13 protein-coding genes are annotated in these 13,979 nt (G+C 53.7%); 2 read left to right on the plus strand and 11 right to left on the minus strand.

Features of this window, described 5'->3' with window-relative positions; translation table 11 throughout:
- Positions 1-5: 5 nt before the first annotated feature.
- A complete protein-coding gene (locus tag M5B97_RS17710; protein WP_248732177.1) occupies positions 6-671 on the plus strand; it encodes a DUF2807 domain-containing protein in 666 nt (221 codons plus the stop codon).
- On the opposite strand, the gene M5B97_RS17715 is transcribed toward M5B97_RS17710, so the two are convergent.
- The 6 genes from M5B97_RS17715 to M5B97_RS17740 are packed head-to-tail and all read right to left on the minus strand — an operon-like array spanning position 608 to position 8,552.
- Entirely contained in the window at positions 608-1,384 is a 777-nt protein-coding gene (locus M5B97_RS17715) for a 4'-phosphopantetheinyl transferase superfamily protein (protein WP_248732178.1), read from the minus strand. The genes M5B97_RS17710 and M5B97_RS17715 overlap by 64 nt on opposite strands.
- On the minus strand, positions 1,329-2,654 hold the full coding sequence (locus M5B97_RS17720; RefSeq protein WP_248732179.1) for an ATP-binding protein: 1,326 nt from the start codon (positions 2,652-2,654) through the stop codon (positions 1,329-1,331). Before M5B97_RS17720 ends, M5B97_RS17715 begins: the two co-directional genes overlap by 56 nt.
- Positions 2,647-4,059 carry a sigma-54 dependent transcriptional regulator gene (locus tag M5B97_RS17725; RefSeq protein ID WP_248732180.1) on the minus strand — a complete coding sequence of 471 codons (1,413 nt, stop codon included), beginning with the start codon at positions 4,057-4,059 and terminating at the stop codon, positions 2,647-2,649. The genes M5B97_RS17720 and M5B97_RS17725 overlap by 8 nt, the downstream gene beginning before the upstream one ends.
- Before the next feature lie 48 nt (positions 4,060-4,107).
- Positions 4,108-6,537: an ABC transporter permease gene (locus M5B97_RS17730; protein WP_248732181.1), complete on the minus strand. Its 2,430-nt coding sequence runs from the start codon at positions 6,535-6,537 to the stop codon at positions 4,108-4,110.
- A gap of 1 nt (position 6,538) precedes the next feature.
- On the minus strand, positions 6,539-7,255 hold the full coding sequence (locus tag M5B97_RS17735) for an ABC transporter ATP-binding protein (RefSeq protein WP_248732182.1): 717 nt from the start codon (positions 7,253-7,255) through the stop codon (positions 6,539-6,541).
- A gap of 46 nt (positions 7,256-7,301) precedes the next feature.
- On the minus strand, positions 7,302-8,552 hold the full coding sequence (locus M5B97_RS17740; RefSeq protein ID WP_248732183.1) for an HlyD family efflux transporter periplasmic adaptor subunit: 1,251 nt from the start codon (positions 8,550-8,552) through the stop codon (positions 7,302-7,304).
- A gap of 427 nt (positions 8,553-8,979) precedes the next feature.
- Between M5B97_RS17740 and M5B97_RS17745 the strand changes: the two genes are divergently transcribed.
- Positions 8,980-9,525, plus strand: a complete 546-nt coding sequence (locus M5B97_RS17745) for an AraC family transcriptional regulator (RefSeq protein WP_248732184.1) — start codon at positions 8,980-8,982, stop codon at positions 9,523-9,525.
- Between the two features lie 213 nt (positions 9,526-9,738).
- Here the strand turns inward: M5B97_RS17745 and M5B97_RS17750 are convergent, their stop codons facing one another.
- The 5 genes from M5B97_RS17750 to M5B97_RS17770 are packed head-to-tail and all read right to left on the minus strand — an operon-like array spanning position 9,739 to position 13,964.
- Positions 9,739-10,794, minus strand: coding sequence for an alpha/beta hydrolase (locus M5B97_RS17750; RefSeq protein ID WP_248732185.1), 1,056 nt, complete (start codon positions 10,792-10,794; stop codon positions 9,739-9,741).
- Positions 10,784-12,136, minus strand: a complete 1,353-nt coding sequence (locus tag M5B97_RS17755) for an MATE family efflux transporter (RefSeq protein WP_248732186.1) — start codon at positions 12,134-12,136, stop codon at positions 10,784-10,786. Before M5B97_RS17755 ends, M5B97_RS17750 begins: the two co-directional genes overlap by 11 nt.
- The gene (locus tag M5B97_RS17760) at positions 12,133-12,777 is read right to left on the minus strand and encodes a hypothetical protein (protein ID WP_248732187.1); all 645 of its coding nucleotides are present in this window, start codon (positions 12,775-12,777) and stop codon (positions 12,133-12,135) included. The genes M5B97_RS17755 and M5B97_RS17760 overlap by 4 nt, the downstream gene beginning before the upstream one ends.
- Complete coding sequence (locus M5B97_RS17765) at positions 12,770-13,030, minus strand: phosphopantetheine-binding protein (RefSeq protein WP_248732188.1); 261 nt, start codon at positions 13,028-13,030, stop codon at positions 12,770-12,772. Before M5B97_RS17765 ends, M5B97_RS17760 begins: the two co-directional genes overlap by 8 nt.
- Complete coding sequence (locus M5B97_RS17770) at positions 13,005-13,964, minus strand: 3-oxoacyl-[acyl-carrier-protein] synthase III C-terminal domain-containing protein (protein ID WP_248732189.1); 960 nt, start codon at positions 13,962-13,964, stop codon at positions 13,005-13,007. The genes M5B97_RS17765 and M5B97_RS17770 overlap by 26 nt, the downstream gene beginning before the upstream one ends.
- Between the last annotated feature and the right edge of the window lie 15 nt (positions 13,965-13,979).

Raw genomic sequence — 13,979 nt, forward strand, 5'->3', positions numbered from 1 at the left:
GTTATATGAACACCCTGAAAACGATGAAGTTGATGCTTGCCCTGCTCGCCGGCACGACCAGTTACTCGGCGCTGGCCGCAGAAAAGACCTTTCCATTGACAGCTTTCAACAGCGTAGAAGTGCGACAGGGTATCAACCTGTCGATCAAGTGCGCAGCCACTTCGTCGATGGTGGTGTCGGGTGCCACAGACACGCTGAACAAGCTCCAGGTGACGACCAATAAAAAGGCGCTGTTGCTGGTCAATGAGGCCGCGGCGAACGATCGCTTCGTCTCCCATTCGCTGGACATCACGCTGTACACCAGCGAGCCGTTGACGGCGCTGACGGGCAAGGCCGGGATAAAAATCGTAGCACCTGCCTGTGCCGTCGACTCATCCAAACTGACGGTTGCCGGCAGTATGGGCGCCGACATCCAGATCGAGGGCAAGACGGCAGAGCTGGTGCTTGACCTGGCGATGGGCGGCACCTTCAATAAAAAGCCGCAGCCCTTCGTTGCAGACGTCGCGAATGTACGGATGAGCATGGGCGCGGAATCATCCCTGTGCCACGTCCCGCGGATCAACGGCAGCCTGTCGGCCGGCGCACGGATGTCTGTCAGCCCATCGGCTCAGGTCGATACGGGCGCCACGGGCTCGTTTGCCAGCGAAATCTCGACATCTGACTGTTCATAAACAATCGGTGTAAACCCATCACTTTGTGTTTGATGGCAGCTGAGCTGCCATTGGACTGAGGATTGCGGCGACTCAACGATCGCACCATAAGCCAGGCAGAAACGTCCCTGCCCTTGCACTTGGCAGTAATGGATCTGCCCGCGACCGCTGGGTGCGTCCTGCCTGACGTGGACCACCCCGCTCGAGCCCGCCTGTGGGATGACGCAAAAGCTGGCCAGCGATTGGGTAAGCCCCGTACCGCGAGCCTTCAACCAGGCTTCCTTGAGGCTCCAGAGCTGCGTAAAGCGAGCGAGATAGTCGGCTTCGTCAAGCGCCAGCCAACGTTGTTCCTCCGGGTGGAAAAAGCGCTGGGCGATGGATTGTTTGACCGCAACCTTGCCGCTGACCATTTCCAGATCAACCCCCACCTCATGCTCTCGACACAAGGCGATAGCGGCCAAATCACCGCTATGGGTCAAGTTGAAGCGCAGCCAGGCGTGTTCAGGCAGCCACGGTTTACCAGTAGCGGTTCTGGCGATGCGCACCTGGTCAACCGGGACCTCAAGGTAAGCGGCCAGCACTTGGTACAGCCAACGTTGCGCACCTTGGCGAACCGTCATCCCCGCCAATTCACTGCCGAAGTGCCGCAGCAGGCAGATGCCACGGCCGTCGATCAGCTCAGGCAGGGGATTGCAGCGGTAAGTTGATGGTGACCTTGCAACCGGTCTGGTCATGGCGATTTTCCAGGGACAGGTAACCGCCGTGGCTTTCGGCAATTTGCCGGCACAGGATCAGGCCGATGCCGGTGCCATTGGGTTTGGTGGTGTAGAACGGTACGAACAGGTTTTTCGGGTTTGTCAGCCCCACGCCACGATCCAGGATGCTGATCAGCAAGCGTCCTTTCTCCTCAGTCCATTCGATGTCGATACTGTCAGTGCTGTTGCCCATGGACTCGTCGGCATTTTTTATCAGATTGATCAGCAACTGATGGATCTGCACCCGATCGAGGCTGGCCATCAGCGGACGTGGTCCCTTCAGGGTGATCACCCGGTGGGCGAACAACAGCGGCAACTCGGCCAACAGGGCAGCCAGGTCCACGCGCTCTTTGAGGGCCGGCGCCAGTTTGCTCAATTGCCGATAGCTGCTGATAAATGCAATGAGCTCGCGTGCGCGCCGATTGATCAGATCGATGCCTTCGGTAAACCCGGGCGGCAGGTTGTCTGAGTGAAGCCGGTAATGTTGCTGCAGCATCTGGCTGATGGAGGCGATGGGACTGAGGGAATTGTTGATTTCGTGACTGATCACACGCAGCAGGTCTTGCCAGGCTTTCTGCTCTTCCTGACGCAACATGTCGTCCACGTCACTGACAAACAACAGCACGTTCTGTACACCGTCGACCATATAGGTGTCACTGGTGACCTTGTAGCGTCCCGGCCGCCCTTCATGATCGGACACGACCGGTTGCTCCGTGTTGGCACTGCGCAACAGGTTGTCGAGCTGCCAGGTGCTGGCCGTCTCGCCAATCAATTTTTCCAGCGAGGTGCCCAACATGCGTGAGGCAGCGTTGTTGCACCAGATCAGGCGATGGTTGCCGTCCAGGGCGAAGATGGCAACCGTGATGTTGGAAATCACTTTTTGCAGCAGGAAATCCATCTCCCGTTGTTGTTGGCGGTGGCGCGACAACTGGCTGGAAATATCATTGATCTGCTCAATGACGCCCTCGAAAACCCCGGCCCCGGTCGTGACCCCACGCAGGCTGAAATCCTCCTGTTCGACCGCTTCCAGCAGGTTGGAGATGACGTTGATTTTGTAAATCAACTGCTGAAAAAAGTGGTAGCAGAAATAAACCATCGCCACACACAGGATGAACAGGGTGAACAACTTGAGGTAGATGGACTGCGCCGGAAAAATCCATAGCAGCAAGTAGGCAATGATTGCGCCTATCGGCGCGAGGCTGCACAACAACAGGTGACGTATTTCAAATGACTGGAAAAACTTACTCATGGCAGATTTTTAATTTTTCAAGCCGACGATAAAAGGCACTGCGGCTGAGGCCCAGCGACTCGGCGGCCTTGACCGCGTTGCCGTCATACTGGCGCAGGCGTTGCAGCAGCAGGGTTTCTTCTGCCTCGGCAAGTGTGCAGGCGTCGCTCAATCCTGAAGGCACGTCGTTGAGCAGGCGCTCCCTGTTTTGGGGTGGCACCGAAAACGGCAGGCAAAGGTCTTCCAGATCAATCACGTTGGCGCGACACAACAATACGGCTCGCTCCAACAGATGGCTGAGTTCGCGGATGTTTCCAGGCCATGGGTAACCAAGCAACCCTTGGCGTGCCTGCGGCGTCAAGACCGGACATGGCTTGTTGTACTTGCGCGCAAAACGTTTCAGGAAGCGCTCGGTCAGCGGCTCGATATCTTCCAGTCGCTCGCGCAGCGGCGGCAACTGGATCTGAATCAGGTTCATGCGGTACAGCAGGTCCTGGCGGAAGCGCCCTTCCGCCACGGCCTTTTCCAGGTCGGAGTTGGTCGCGGCGATGATCCGGCATTGAGTCGTCTGGGTACGCGACGAGCCCACGCGCTCAAATTGGCGCTCTTCCAGCACCCGTAGCAGCTTCACCTGCTGCGTGAGGGGCAAGTTGCCGATTTCATCGAGGAACAGCGTGCCCTTGTCCGCCAGTTCAAACCGGCCGATACGGTTCTCCCGCGCGTCGGTAAACGCGCCTTTGACATGGCCGAACATCTCGCTTTCGAACAGCTGCTCGTTGATGCACCCCATGTTCACTTCGACAATGCTGTGTTCGTTGCGCGCGGAAATCTGGTGGATATAGCGCGCGAGCAGGCTTTTACCGGTGCCGTTTTCGCCCAGGATCAGCACACTGGTATCGGTCACCGCCACCTTCTCTACCAGGCCGATCAAGCGTTTCATCGCCGGGGAACGCACCACCCACTCGCTGTCCATGTCATCTTCAAGCGCCAGCTTGAGCAGCTTGTTTTCCTCTCGCAGGCAATTGCCTGAACGGCGTGCCTGGCTCAGGTCGATCTGCTGCTGCACGATACTCAGCAGACGCTCGTTGTCCCATGGTTTTTGAATGAAATCCGCCGCCCCGGCACGCATGGCGTTGACGATGATGTCGACACTTCCCCACCCCGTCATCGCGACAGCCGGCAGGCAATCATCGAACTTCTTCATTTCGGCCAGCAACTGCAAGCCTTCCAGGCCGGAGGTGGTGTCTTTCTGGAAGTTCATGTCCATCAGCACCAGGTCAACGGGCCTGGCAGACAAGTGGGCAAGCAGGCGATCGGCCTGGGTTTCCACGGTCACGTCATACCCCTGCATGCGTAACAGGATATCGAGGCTGGTCAGGATCCCCGCGTCATCGTCAATGACAAGGATGTGTTTCTTATCGTTCATTCTAAGCATCCAGCTTGTACGGCCGTGCCTGGGAAGCACGGCCGTCGTTTATTCATAACGAATCGCGTCGGCAGGCGACATATTGGTTGCCCTTCGGGAAGGAAGCCAGATAGCCAACGCCACGACCAGCGTAATCATCAGCGCCACCATCCAGAACAAAAGCACAAACGGTGTGTTGCCGTTGCCCAGGACACGCGTCAGTTTGGGTGCCACGAAGAATGCCAGAGGCAAGCCGATAACAAGGCCGGTCAGTAGCTGCTTGCCGCCCTGAAGCATAAGCATACGTAACAAATTACTTTCCGTGGCCCCCATGGCCATGCGCAAGCCAATTTCCTGGGTGCGCTGATTGATCAGGTTGCACATCACCGCATAGATACCCGTGGCCGCCAGTATCATCGCCACCAGACCGAACAACATGAAAAGGTTGGCGATAAAATGCAAGCCGGCCGTGTTGCGGGCCAAGCGTTCATTCAAGGTCTGGATTTGATTGACGGACAGGTTGTTGTCGACCTGACGGACCGCATTGACCAGCGCAGGCCCTACCGTTTCAGGATTTTGCGCGCGCATTACCAGCATCAACGACGAGGCGGGTTGCTGCTCCAGGGAACGGTACACGGTGGTGCGGTGGCGGAAGGCACTGAAAGGCCGCCCGTGGATCACGCTGGGCACCACACCGACGACGGTATACCAGCGTTGGTCGTCGGTATCGCGAAAACGCAGGCGCTTGCCGATCACATCACGCTCGCCCGGCCAGAACTGCTCTGCAAAGGACTGGCTGACCACGACCACCTGTTGTGAATCCTGGGTATCACTGTGAACGAACTCCCTGCCTGCCATGGGGACAATGCCCATCGCCGACAAACTGCCCGGCATCACCTGTACATCATTGACGATGGGGTAAGACCAGCGCTCGTTTTTGTTAATAGTCGATGAGTCGACCTCCACCTGGTGTGGCATAGTGAATTGTCCGACAGTACTGGTGGTCAATGCCGCGCTTTCCACCCCGGGGATCGCACTGGCCGCCTCTTTCAGGCGTTGGTAGAACAGGATACGGCTTGCATCGTCAGGGTAGCTGTTAGTGTTGAGGTGGATTTGCGCGGTCAGGTAGTTGTTGGTATCCACACCATAATCCGCGCGTGTCGCCTGGTAGACCAACAATGCAAACAACGCACTGATACACAGGATCGAGCACGAGAGCCCCACTTCGAAGATCACCAGGATCCGTGAAACCCGGCCTGCGCCACGGCTCTGGGCGCCACGGGTGCCATCACGCAGCACATCATTGAAATTGCCATGGACGATCTTCCAGGCCGGCAATGCGCTGGTGAGCACAGCCGTGATGATCACCAGGACAAGGGCATTGAGGACCAGGACATTGTCGAGCGACAGTTGCCACCAGAACGGGATCTTATTGGGCACGAAGCCGGGCAGTATGGTGTTGGTGATCTCCAACCCCCATGCCGCCAGCAGCACCGCCACAATGCCGGACAGAAAACAGATGAACAGGCTTTCGAGCATCATTTGCAGGACCAGGCGACCTGCAGGAGAACCCAATGCGACACGAATCGCGATCTCTTTGGAACGCTCTGTGGTCCTGGCCAGCAACAGATTGCCGACGTTGCAGCAGGCCAGCATCAGCACAAAACAGACAGCGAGCAGCATGACGATAAAGATCGGCGTGGTCTCCTCGCCCATGAAGTTTTCCTGGAAGGTCAGCACCTGGGCAGACAGCCCTTTGTTGCTTTCCGGATGCTCCTGAGCCAGCGCCTGCATCACTCTGCTGAGGTCGCGATTGGCATCCTCAAGGGTGGCTCCGGGCTTCAGGCGCGCATACACCGACACCTCCGGAGCCCCTTTGCGCACCAGGTACTGTGAAGGTTCAAGCTGCGAAGGCAGCCACAGGTCATGGAAAAAAGGAAAGGCAAAGTTCTGCGGCATGATGCCGACGATGCGGGTATGGACACCATTGATCCTGATATCACGACCAATCACCTGCGCATCGGAAGCGAAGTAGTTTTGCCACATCGCGTAGCTGATCACTGCGACAGGCTGAGCGCCTGCTTGCACGTCTTCTTGGTTCAGCACGCGCCCACGGAACGGCTGAACCGCGACATAGGAAAACATGTGTGCTGTGTTTCGGATGGCCATATAGGAAACAGCCTTGCTGCCATCACTGATATCGGCGCGCTCTGCGTAGAAATACCCCATATCCTCGAGCTGGGTGGTGCGTGCCTTGATATCGCTGTAGTCCATGAAATTCAGGCCCGAATCGCTCAGGCTGACACCATTCACGGTGGGGTTGACCAGCACCATGCTTTTACCGTCCGGATAAGGAAGCGGCGTGAACATGATGGTATTGATGACCGAAAACATATACAGGGTCAGTGCCAGCCCGCAGGACATGATCAGCACCGTGACAAAGGTGAAGCCAGGGCTTTTGAGCAGCAGACGCAACGCATAACGAATGTCAAAAAGCATCTTATGCTTCCTTCACCAGGCTCAGTGGCCGTGCCTGTTCCCCATCGCCGACAACTTTGCCGTCAGACAGGACGATACTGCGCTGTGCACGCTCCGCCGAGCGCGGATCGTGGGTCACGATACAGATGGTGGCGCCTTCCTGATGCAACTTATCGAGAATATCCAGTACCGCTTCGGCGTTATGCGAATCCAGGTTACCAGTGGGTTCGTCCGCCAGCAGGATAGACGGGTTGCCGACAATCGCCCGAGCCACTGCAACACGCTGCTGCTGACCGCCGGAGAGCTGCGAGGGATAGTGACGACTACGGTGAGACATGTTGACCTTGGCCAATGCCTCGGCCACACGTTGATGACGCTCGGACTTGGAAATATCACTACGGTAAGTCAGTGGCAGCGCGACATTTTCTTCAATCGTCAGCTCACTGATGAGGTTGAACGACTGGAAAATAAAGCCGATGTCTCGATTACGCACCTGCGCACGCTGTTTCTTGGAAATGTTGTCGACGTTGTGGCCCGCCAGTTGATAAGTGCCGCTCGACGCGGTGTCCAGCAACCCCAGGACAGAGAGCAGCGTCGATTTACCGCAGCCTGACGGCCCTGATATAGACACGTACTCACCCTTTGAGATGGTGAGCGTGATCTTGCTGAGCGCATGGGTTTCGATTTCGTCGGTCAGGAAGATTTTGTTTACATCCGTCAGAGCTACCAAAGGTTCCATCTTTATTGTCTCCAGGGCATTGTTCCGGTGGCTGGCTCGAGCTGTATCAGTTGGCAATTTCAATCTGATCGGCCCCCTGCCAGGCGGTGCTGTCACTGAGTATTATTTTGTCGCCGGCGTTAAGCCCGCGGGTGATCTGAATGTAGTCAGCAGAACCCTGCCCGAAATCCACTTTCATCTTGGTCGCAGAACGGTCTTTGTCATCCAGGCGGTAGAGCATGGAAGGCAAGTTATTCTGCGCGAATGGCGGGCGCTCGACATACAGCGAATTATTGATTTTCGTCACTGCAATCAAACCGTCGACGCTGAGGTCCGGACGGGCCTCCTGAGGCAAGGGCTGGTTGAATGTGACGTCGACCTTGACCGTACCGTTGATCACCGCAGGATCGACCCTGGACAACACCCCGGAGAACCGGCTACGCCCGGTGTTGATCGTGACGGCTTGCCCGACTGCGAGATCGCGCGACTGCAATTCGGGCACCTTGAGCTCGGCGTATAATTCTTTCTCCTTGGCAAGCCGGGCAATATCACTGCCAACCGTTACCCGTTGACCGACCTGGACTTTCACATCCTGCAAAATGCCATCTATTGGCGACTTGACCTTGAGCGAGTCAACTTCCTGCTGGCTCAATGCAACCAGCGATTCGAATTTATTCAGGCGCATAAAGTTGGCCTTGTTATCCGCCTGGACGCTGAGTTTAAGCGTCTTTAATCGGCGCTCTTCAAAACCGACTTGCTGCGTGTACTGCTCGGTCAGGATGCGTGTGGTTTCATACTCCAGCCGCGGCACCGCGGCGATGTATTTTTTCTGCGCGGCCAGTTTCAACGTGGAACCGAGCAGCCGGCTCTTGGCATCCAGCATCAAGGCTTCTTGATTGAGGATTTTATTTTGCAGTTCGGCATTTTTTGCCTCCGTTTCCGCCCGCAGCGCTTTAAGTTCCAACTGGTTCTCTTGAAGCCTCTGTTCGAGGGTGGGATTGCTCATGACAACCAGCAGTTCTCCCTTGCTGACTTTCATCCCGGCCTTATAGATGACCTCCTCCACCCGAGCGTCAACGTTAGCCGCTACCCAGTTGATGTCCAAGGGCAAGAGCACCCCGTTGCCCCGCACTTCGACGGCGAAGTTACCGTATTTGACTTCGGCAACCGTGACACTGCTGCGGGATACTTGGTAGGGCGAGAACTGATAGTTATAGATAACCAGCAAAAGCAACAGTAAAAAAACGCCAGCCGCAATGGCTTTACTGTGTTTTTTCAGTACAAGCTTATTTTTCGGCGGCGCGATCGAGATATCCATGAGAGTACCAATGTTAACAACTGAAACCAGTAAAGCACATTCCATGCCAGTGCATAAAAAATACGTAACTAACTGATAATTAAGCATATTTTAAAAATACACAGCGATGTGCACTCCATACAAATGGCTGTGCGTTCCAATTCCGGAATTTCCACTAAAACCTGTATGCGGGCTTAACCATATGGGGCGTAGCAAATACGGGAAACCTCGTCCCAATAATGGGATGAAAAATAGTGGTCCTAAAAAAAACATGTCGAAAATGGGATCCAATTTTCCATAAATTGGGAAATACAAAAAAAACACTTAACAAACAGCCACTTGAAACATGCGAAAAAATGGCATAGCAATTGCCTATCCTTCCCCGCATCAAACGCCAACACACATAACTAAAACGCTTCGCCATTGAGCGCTGCAGAACGGAGTCTGTATGTGGGAACGTAAAATTTCGAATGCTGAAAAGACTTTGTTTACACAACAAATAATGGATGACCTGTACAAACGTCACTTTGATATCTACGGCAAGCAGGCACACACCGACAAGGCCATGTGTATTGTCAAAGTGATCAATCACATCGTGGAAAATATTTCAGAGGAGATTACCTTGGAAGACCTCGAAAAAATCTGTGGTAAGTCACGATTTGATATTTGTCGGGTGTTCAACTTGTTTTACAACGTGACGCCAATTAAATGGATGTGGAAAGTTCGCCTGGCACTGGCGAAGGAATTTATCCATCTGGCGCCGGAATGGTCGCTGACGGATATCAGCTATGCGTGCGGTTTTTCATCATTGCCACATTTTTCTCGCAGCTTCAGTAAAACCTATAATGAAACACCGTTGAAACTCAAACAGTGTGTCATGAAGTCGGGAAATTACGAATCCAAGAAAGAAGCCACTGAATATGACTTCATCTTTGGCATGCAACGCAATGGGTTTTCCCGCAACATGTTGATCAACAACATCAATTCACTATAACAATAAAAACCAACGAAAGACGCACGAACCTCAGGTTACTCACACACTCGACCCAGCATAAAAACCGCGCAATCATGAGGCGACAGCTTTCGTTTTCCGGGGAAAACTGAAGCGACGAAAAACCTTGGCCGGCAATAGCGTATGAGTACTTGAGGGGAAGGCAATAAAGTTCTGGGATTTATAGAGCTGGACGAATAATCGGGCTATATAAAGTCAACGCCTCGAGCGTTTGATCCGTATGTTAAACGCCGCACGCAAACACAACGCAGGGTTAACAATAGCGAAATAATCCTCTTGCGTTGTCGCATCCAGAAAAGTTGCAATACGATTAAATACCGTGGCGTCGCGCAATGCGCCATTGTGCCCCTTGCCCTCAGTCACAATGAGTTTGCTTTTGCCCAATACATGGTTAAGCACCATCGCATCTTCCAAGTCGATACTCACGTCGCCCTTGTCATGCAGGATCAGCACAGGCTGCTTTATTCGTGCAATGAGTTCAGGTCCGATTTTATCCGGATGCACGCCATAACGTAGCTGATACAGCTTTTTCATTGACGCTGCAATGTCACGAGGCATCTTATGACTGAGCACATAATTATCCAGCACTTCGCCGTAACTGCACGGACTGCTGATCAAGATCATTCGCTTGAATAGCAGGCCTTGCAACGCTGCCATACAGCCCACCAAGCCGCCCGATGAATGGCCGATAACCACAGAAAAAGGGCCATATTGGCGCTCTATATCGATGACGGCTCTGGAGAGATCGTAAAAAGAGACACCCTTGCCCTGGGAGATCCCATGCGCCGGCAGATCCGGTGCGAAGACGCTATACCCCTTGGCCTGCAGGCGCTGGGCAAGATGCCTGAGCATAATGCTGCGACCGTCCCAGCCATGCAGCAGCAGTACTTTCTCCGAATGCGGCTCAGGTTGAGGGTAAATAAACATTTTCCCGACCGTGCGCCGCCACGTAAAACTCTCCTGTTGACATTGGCTGAGCAACATCAGCTCGGCGGGCTTATAGGGTAATGGTCGGGTCTTTTCAAATAGACGCAACGCATACAGCGCCGAAAGATAGGAAGACATCAGATCCAGCGAATAAAGGTCGAACAGTCTTATCAAACGGCATACGCGAACATAGTGAGTGGTGGGCCTGACCCGCGCCTTCATTAACAATGTAGGTCGCATGCGCATGATCACCAGCACGCGAAGGTAATTTTGGTGGACCAGCGCAACGACCAATAACAGGGGATAAATCACACTAAAGAGCATGTTCACGCCCTAGTTTATTTGCGAGCCGCCAATACTCGTTAACGAAAGCCAGAAAGTTAATGGTACTGAACAGAATGATAATGCTCATGATCGCTTTCAAGTTGGAGAAACGCTCCCAACCGACCAATAAAACGATCACCATCAGCACTTCGATGATGACGGTGAGCACTAATACCCGGCGTGCCTGATCCAGTTGTTCGAGTAAAGCCTGTAAAGAAGCCACAAACGCCGTCAGGAAGAAGGTCGGCAATAAGATCAGCATCATCTGGCTGCTAGCTTCCCTGATCGCCCCATTACTTGAAAGAATACTGATCAGTGTTTGTTCACTGAAATAGACCGCCGCGGTCAGTACGAGATAAAGCCCGCCAATAAACATCAAGCCGCGGTGCAAAAGCCATTTCAGCCCTTCACCGCTACTGATCGTCAGGCGCTGATTTATCAAGATCGCCAAGGCGGAGCCGCATGCCACGGCGGGAATGACAATAAACATCCGGATCTTGGTGATGATCAGAAACGCGGCGACGTACTGTTCACCCAAGGTCCCAATCAGTGGGAACACCAGCAGCGAACTGAAGAACACCACGATAAACGATGCAAAAATCGGTAAGCCCACCTGCTGGATCAGGCCTTTCAATCGGGCAACGAATGCCTGCGGCCGATCATCCTGAGCCTGATGCCCCACACGCCATACCAGCCATGTCGCGACCGGGATCAACAGGCCGGACGCCAGAGCATTGGCTACGATGATCGAATAGAAGCCCAGCCCGTAGACGTGGTAACTGACGTAGCAAATACCAGCGTTCAAAACAATGTAGGCCATCACCAGGAGCATGCTCAGTGCGCTCCTGCCCTGCCCTCGCAGGGCGCTGTTGCACATTTCCAGTTGAATGAACGGCAACATCGAAAGGAAATAGAGGGGCAGCGCCTGTTGATAAAAGCGCCCCCCGGTTACGGGAAGCAGGTTCTCCAGCCATGGCGCGGATAACGCAGTCGTCCCACTCAGTAGCGCAACAATCAGGATACCCAGGACGGATAGGATTGAGGTTGCCCTCAGGACTTTCTGTTTTGACCAGAGGTTCACGGACCGGGCACTGAACACCTGATTACTGATGGCCAGGCATTCGAGAATCGCCAGGAACAAAAAGCTGAACGGCTGGATCATCGACAGCCAATAAATCGATGTCGTTTCAGTGCCATGCCCCAAAATGGCGGTCTGGATATTCTGTGAAAACGACACCGCGACGGCTACGACAATCATGGGCCAGGCAAGCTTCAGCAGATCCGCAATATCCCGAGCTGCCCCTTGGCGTTGCGACAGAACCAAACCCGGTGTTGTATTCACACGACCTCCCCCACGCTGTCATGCCGTGGGCTGGCGTAGTGGCCGGAGGTTTTGCCATACAGGCTGTAAAACATCATCGAGAGATAAGACAGCGTGTGCGTCGCGCCCAGCAGATAACCATGGCCACCCATCAGTTTTTCCGCTCGGTTGGTCAGTTGGGTGATCTGCCAGTGATCGTCTTCAGTGTCCTGAAAGTCCTGTGCCGCAATACGCATCTCCCATTGCAGCATCAGTAAGCTGCACTGACTGCTCAGATCCGCGAAGTCCGCCTTGATCAACTGGTGCCGGGTCGTTTTCATACCAAAGCTCCTGCGCTCGGACAAATGGGTCCAACTCACATTCAACATTCGCGTCAACAGTCCCAAGCGGGCGGCGACGGAAGCAGTCATTGAGGTGTCGCCAGCGACTGCCAACTGCTCCCTGCCCAGAAACTTCAGATCGAGACCGATTGAAGCCAGCACCCTGTCCTCCGGCACTGATGGGTAAGCCTCGACAGTCAAGTCGTCTGGTACGATTTGATAACCCTGGCTGAACACGCACGTGGCTTGCTGTGCCTCCTCAAGACGCAACAGTCGCACAGCATCTGCGGGTTCGTGGTCCGCAAACAGCTGATAAATTCGGTTAAACGCACCGTCAGGCATATGAGTTCTCCAACTGAAGATGCTGTTCGATCCAGGCGATCAATTTGCCAACCGAGGTAAATGCATCCTGATTGATCTGGTCTGGCTCAAACATCAACCCCGGGACCTTTTCTTCAAGGGTCAACAGGAACTGCACAAATAACACCGAATCCAGATCCAGGTCCTCGTTGAAGTCTGTTTCCAAACTGACCGAGACACTGGAAGACATAACATCATTGAGTGCTTCGTTAACCGCCAAGAGAAGACGAGACATGTAAAACCTCACTGTTTTGTTTTTTTTCGATTAAAACGCATGAAAGCGTAACGCCCATGCCCATGGTCAGGCAGAGTATTCGTTGCCCTGTAAAATTTTTCAGCAGGCCGGACAAGTTGAACAGGATGTCCGAACAGTAAGCATGACCATATTCGGCAATATGTTCGGTAAACAGTATCCCTTTGAAGTCCAGTTTATCAGCCACTCTCTTAAGCATCGGCAAGTCAAGATTGCAGGGAACAATGGCGTCGATGCTGCCCGCCGGCACATTGAACTTATCCAATGCATAGAGATAAAAATCGTAATAGTCCTGCTCCAACGACGCATACAATTCGCGTCGACGCGCTGGCGTCTCACCCCGGTGGTTGTCATAAAAAGAAGCCATATGCCTTACAGCCGTGTGCGTGACATACCACGGGGAAGGCCCCGCATTGAGCAGCATTGCCGCAGGCACTTCGGCCAGCACGCTGTTATCGAGCCGATTGATAGCACTATGAAAAGCCTTCTCTCCCGTTAACAACAGCATGGGTTCATTGCGCTTGACCAATCTATTTTTAAATAAATGAATCGCTGACATGGCAGAGGAACAATGGTTCATACTGGTGCTGAGCACTTCCCAGTGACCTATACCACATACCTCGGCAATGTCCGCCAACCAATGATTATCAAAGAACGTGTTATGTGTCTGAGTCTTGGCATAGACCAAGCATCCCTTAAGTTCGACTGCCTGGGGATTTGCTACTAGCATTGCGCGCACTGTCTCAACCAGCATGCTGGCATGTGTGCTGGAAGACATCCCGACTGAATGCAAAGAGTAATAACGTTGAAGTACCTTGCCGGCGCCTGGCTTTAAACCATGTGATTGTTCAAGCGTGCTCAAGGGTTTTAATGAAATACGATCCGGCAACCAACATAAATAATTAAGTGGCAGCATAACGTTCCCGCATGG

The organism is Pseudomonas sp. MWU13-2517 (genome assembly GCF_023242545.1).
In the GTDB taxonomy this organism is placed as follows: Bacteria; Pseudomonadota; Gammaproteobacteria; order Pseudomonadales; family Pseudomonadaceae; genus Aquipseudomonas.

Bases quoted from the DNA above. Each gene is read 5' to 3' on its own strand.
- M5B97_RS17710 (WP_248732177.1), top strand. From the start codon at position 6: ATGAACACCCTGAAAACGATGAAGTTGATGCTTGCCCTGCTCGCCGGC.
- M5B97_RS17735 (WP_248732182.1), bottom strand. From the start codon at position 7,255: ATGGAACCTTTGGTAGCTCTGACGGATGTAAACAAAATCTTCCTGACC.
- M5B97_RS17725 (WP_248732180.1), bottom strand. From the start codon at position 4,059: ATGAACGATAAGAAACACATCCTTGTCATTGACGATGACGCGGGGATC.
- M5B97_RS17745 (WP_248732184.1), top strand. From the start codon at position 8,980: ATGTGGGAACGTAAAATTTCGAATGCTGAAAAGACTTTGTTTACACAA.
- M5B97_RS17720 (WP_248732179.1), bottom strand. From the start codon at position 2,654: ATGAGTAAGTTTTTCCAGTCATTTGAAATACGTCACCTGTTGTTGTGC.
- M5B97_RS17770 (WP_248732189.1), bottom strand. From the start codon at position 13,964: ATGCTGCCACTTAATTATTTATGTTGGTTGCCGGATCGTATTTCATTA.
- M5B97_RS17740 (WP_248732183.1), bottom strand. From the start codon at position 8,552: ATGGATATCTCGATCGCGCCGCCGAAAAATAAGCTTGTACTGAAAAAA.
- M5B97_RS17730 (WP_248732181.1), bottom strand. From the start codon at position 6,537: ATGCTTTTTGACATTCGTTATGCGTTGCGTCTGCTGCTCAAAAGCCCT.
- M5B97_RS17765 (WP_248732188.1), bottom strand. From the start codon at position 13,030: ATGTCTCGTCTTCTCTTGGCGGTTAACGAAGCACTCAATGATGTTATG.
- M5B97_RS17750 (WP_248732185.1), bottom strand. From the start codon at position 10,794: ATGCTCTTTAGTGTGATTTATCCCCTGTTATTGGTCGTTGCGCTGGTC.
- M5B97_RS17760 (WP_248732187.1), bottom strand. From the start codon at position 12,777: ATGCCTGACGGTGCGTTTAACCGAATTTATCAGCTGTTTGCGGACCAC.
- M5B97_RS17715 (WP_248732178.1), bottom strand. From the start codon at position 1,384: ATGACCAGACCGGTTGCAAGGTCACCATCAACTTACCGCTGCAATCCC.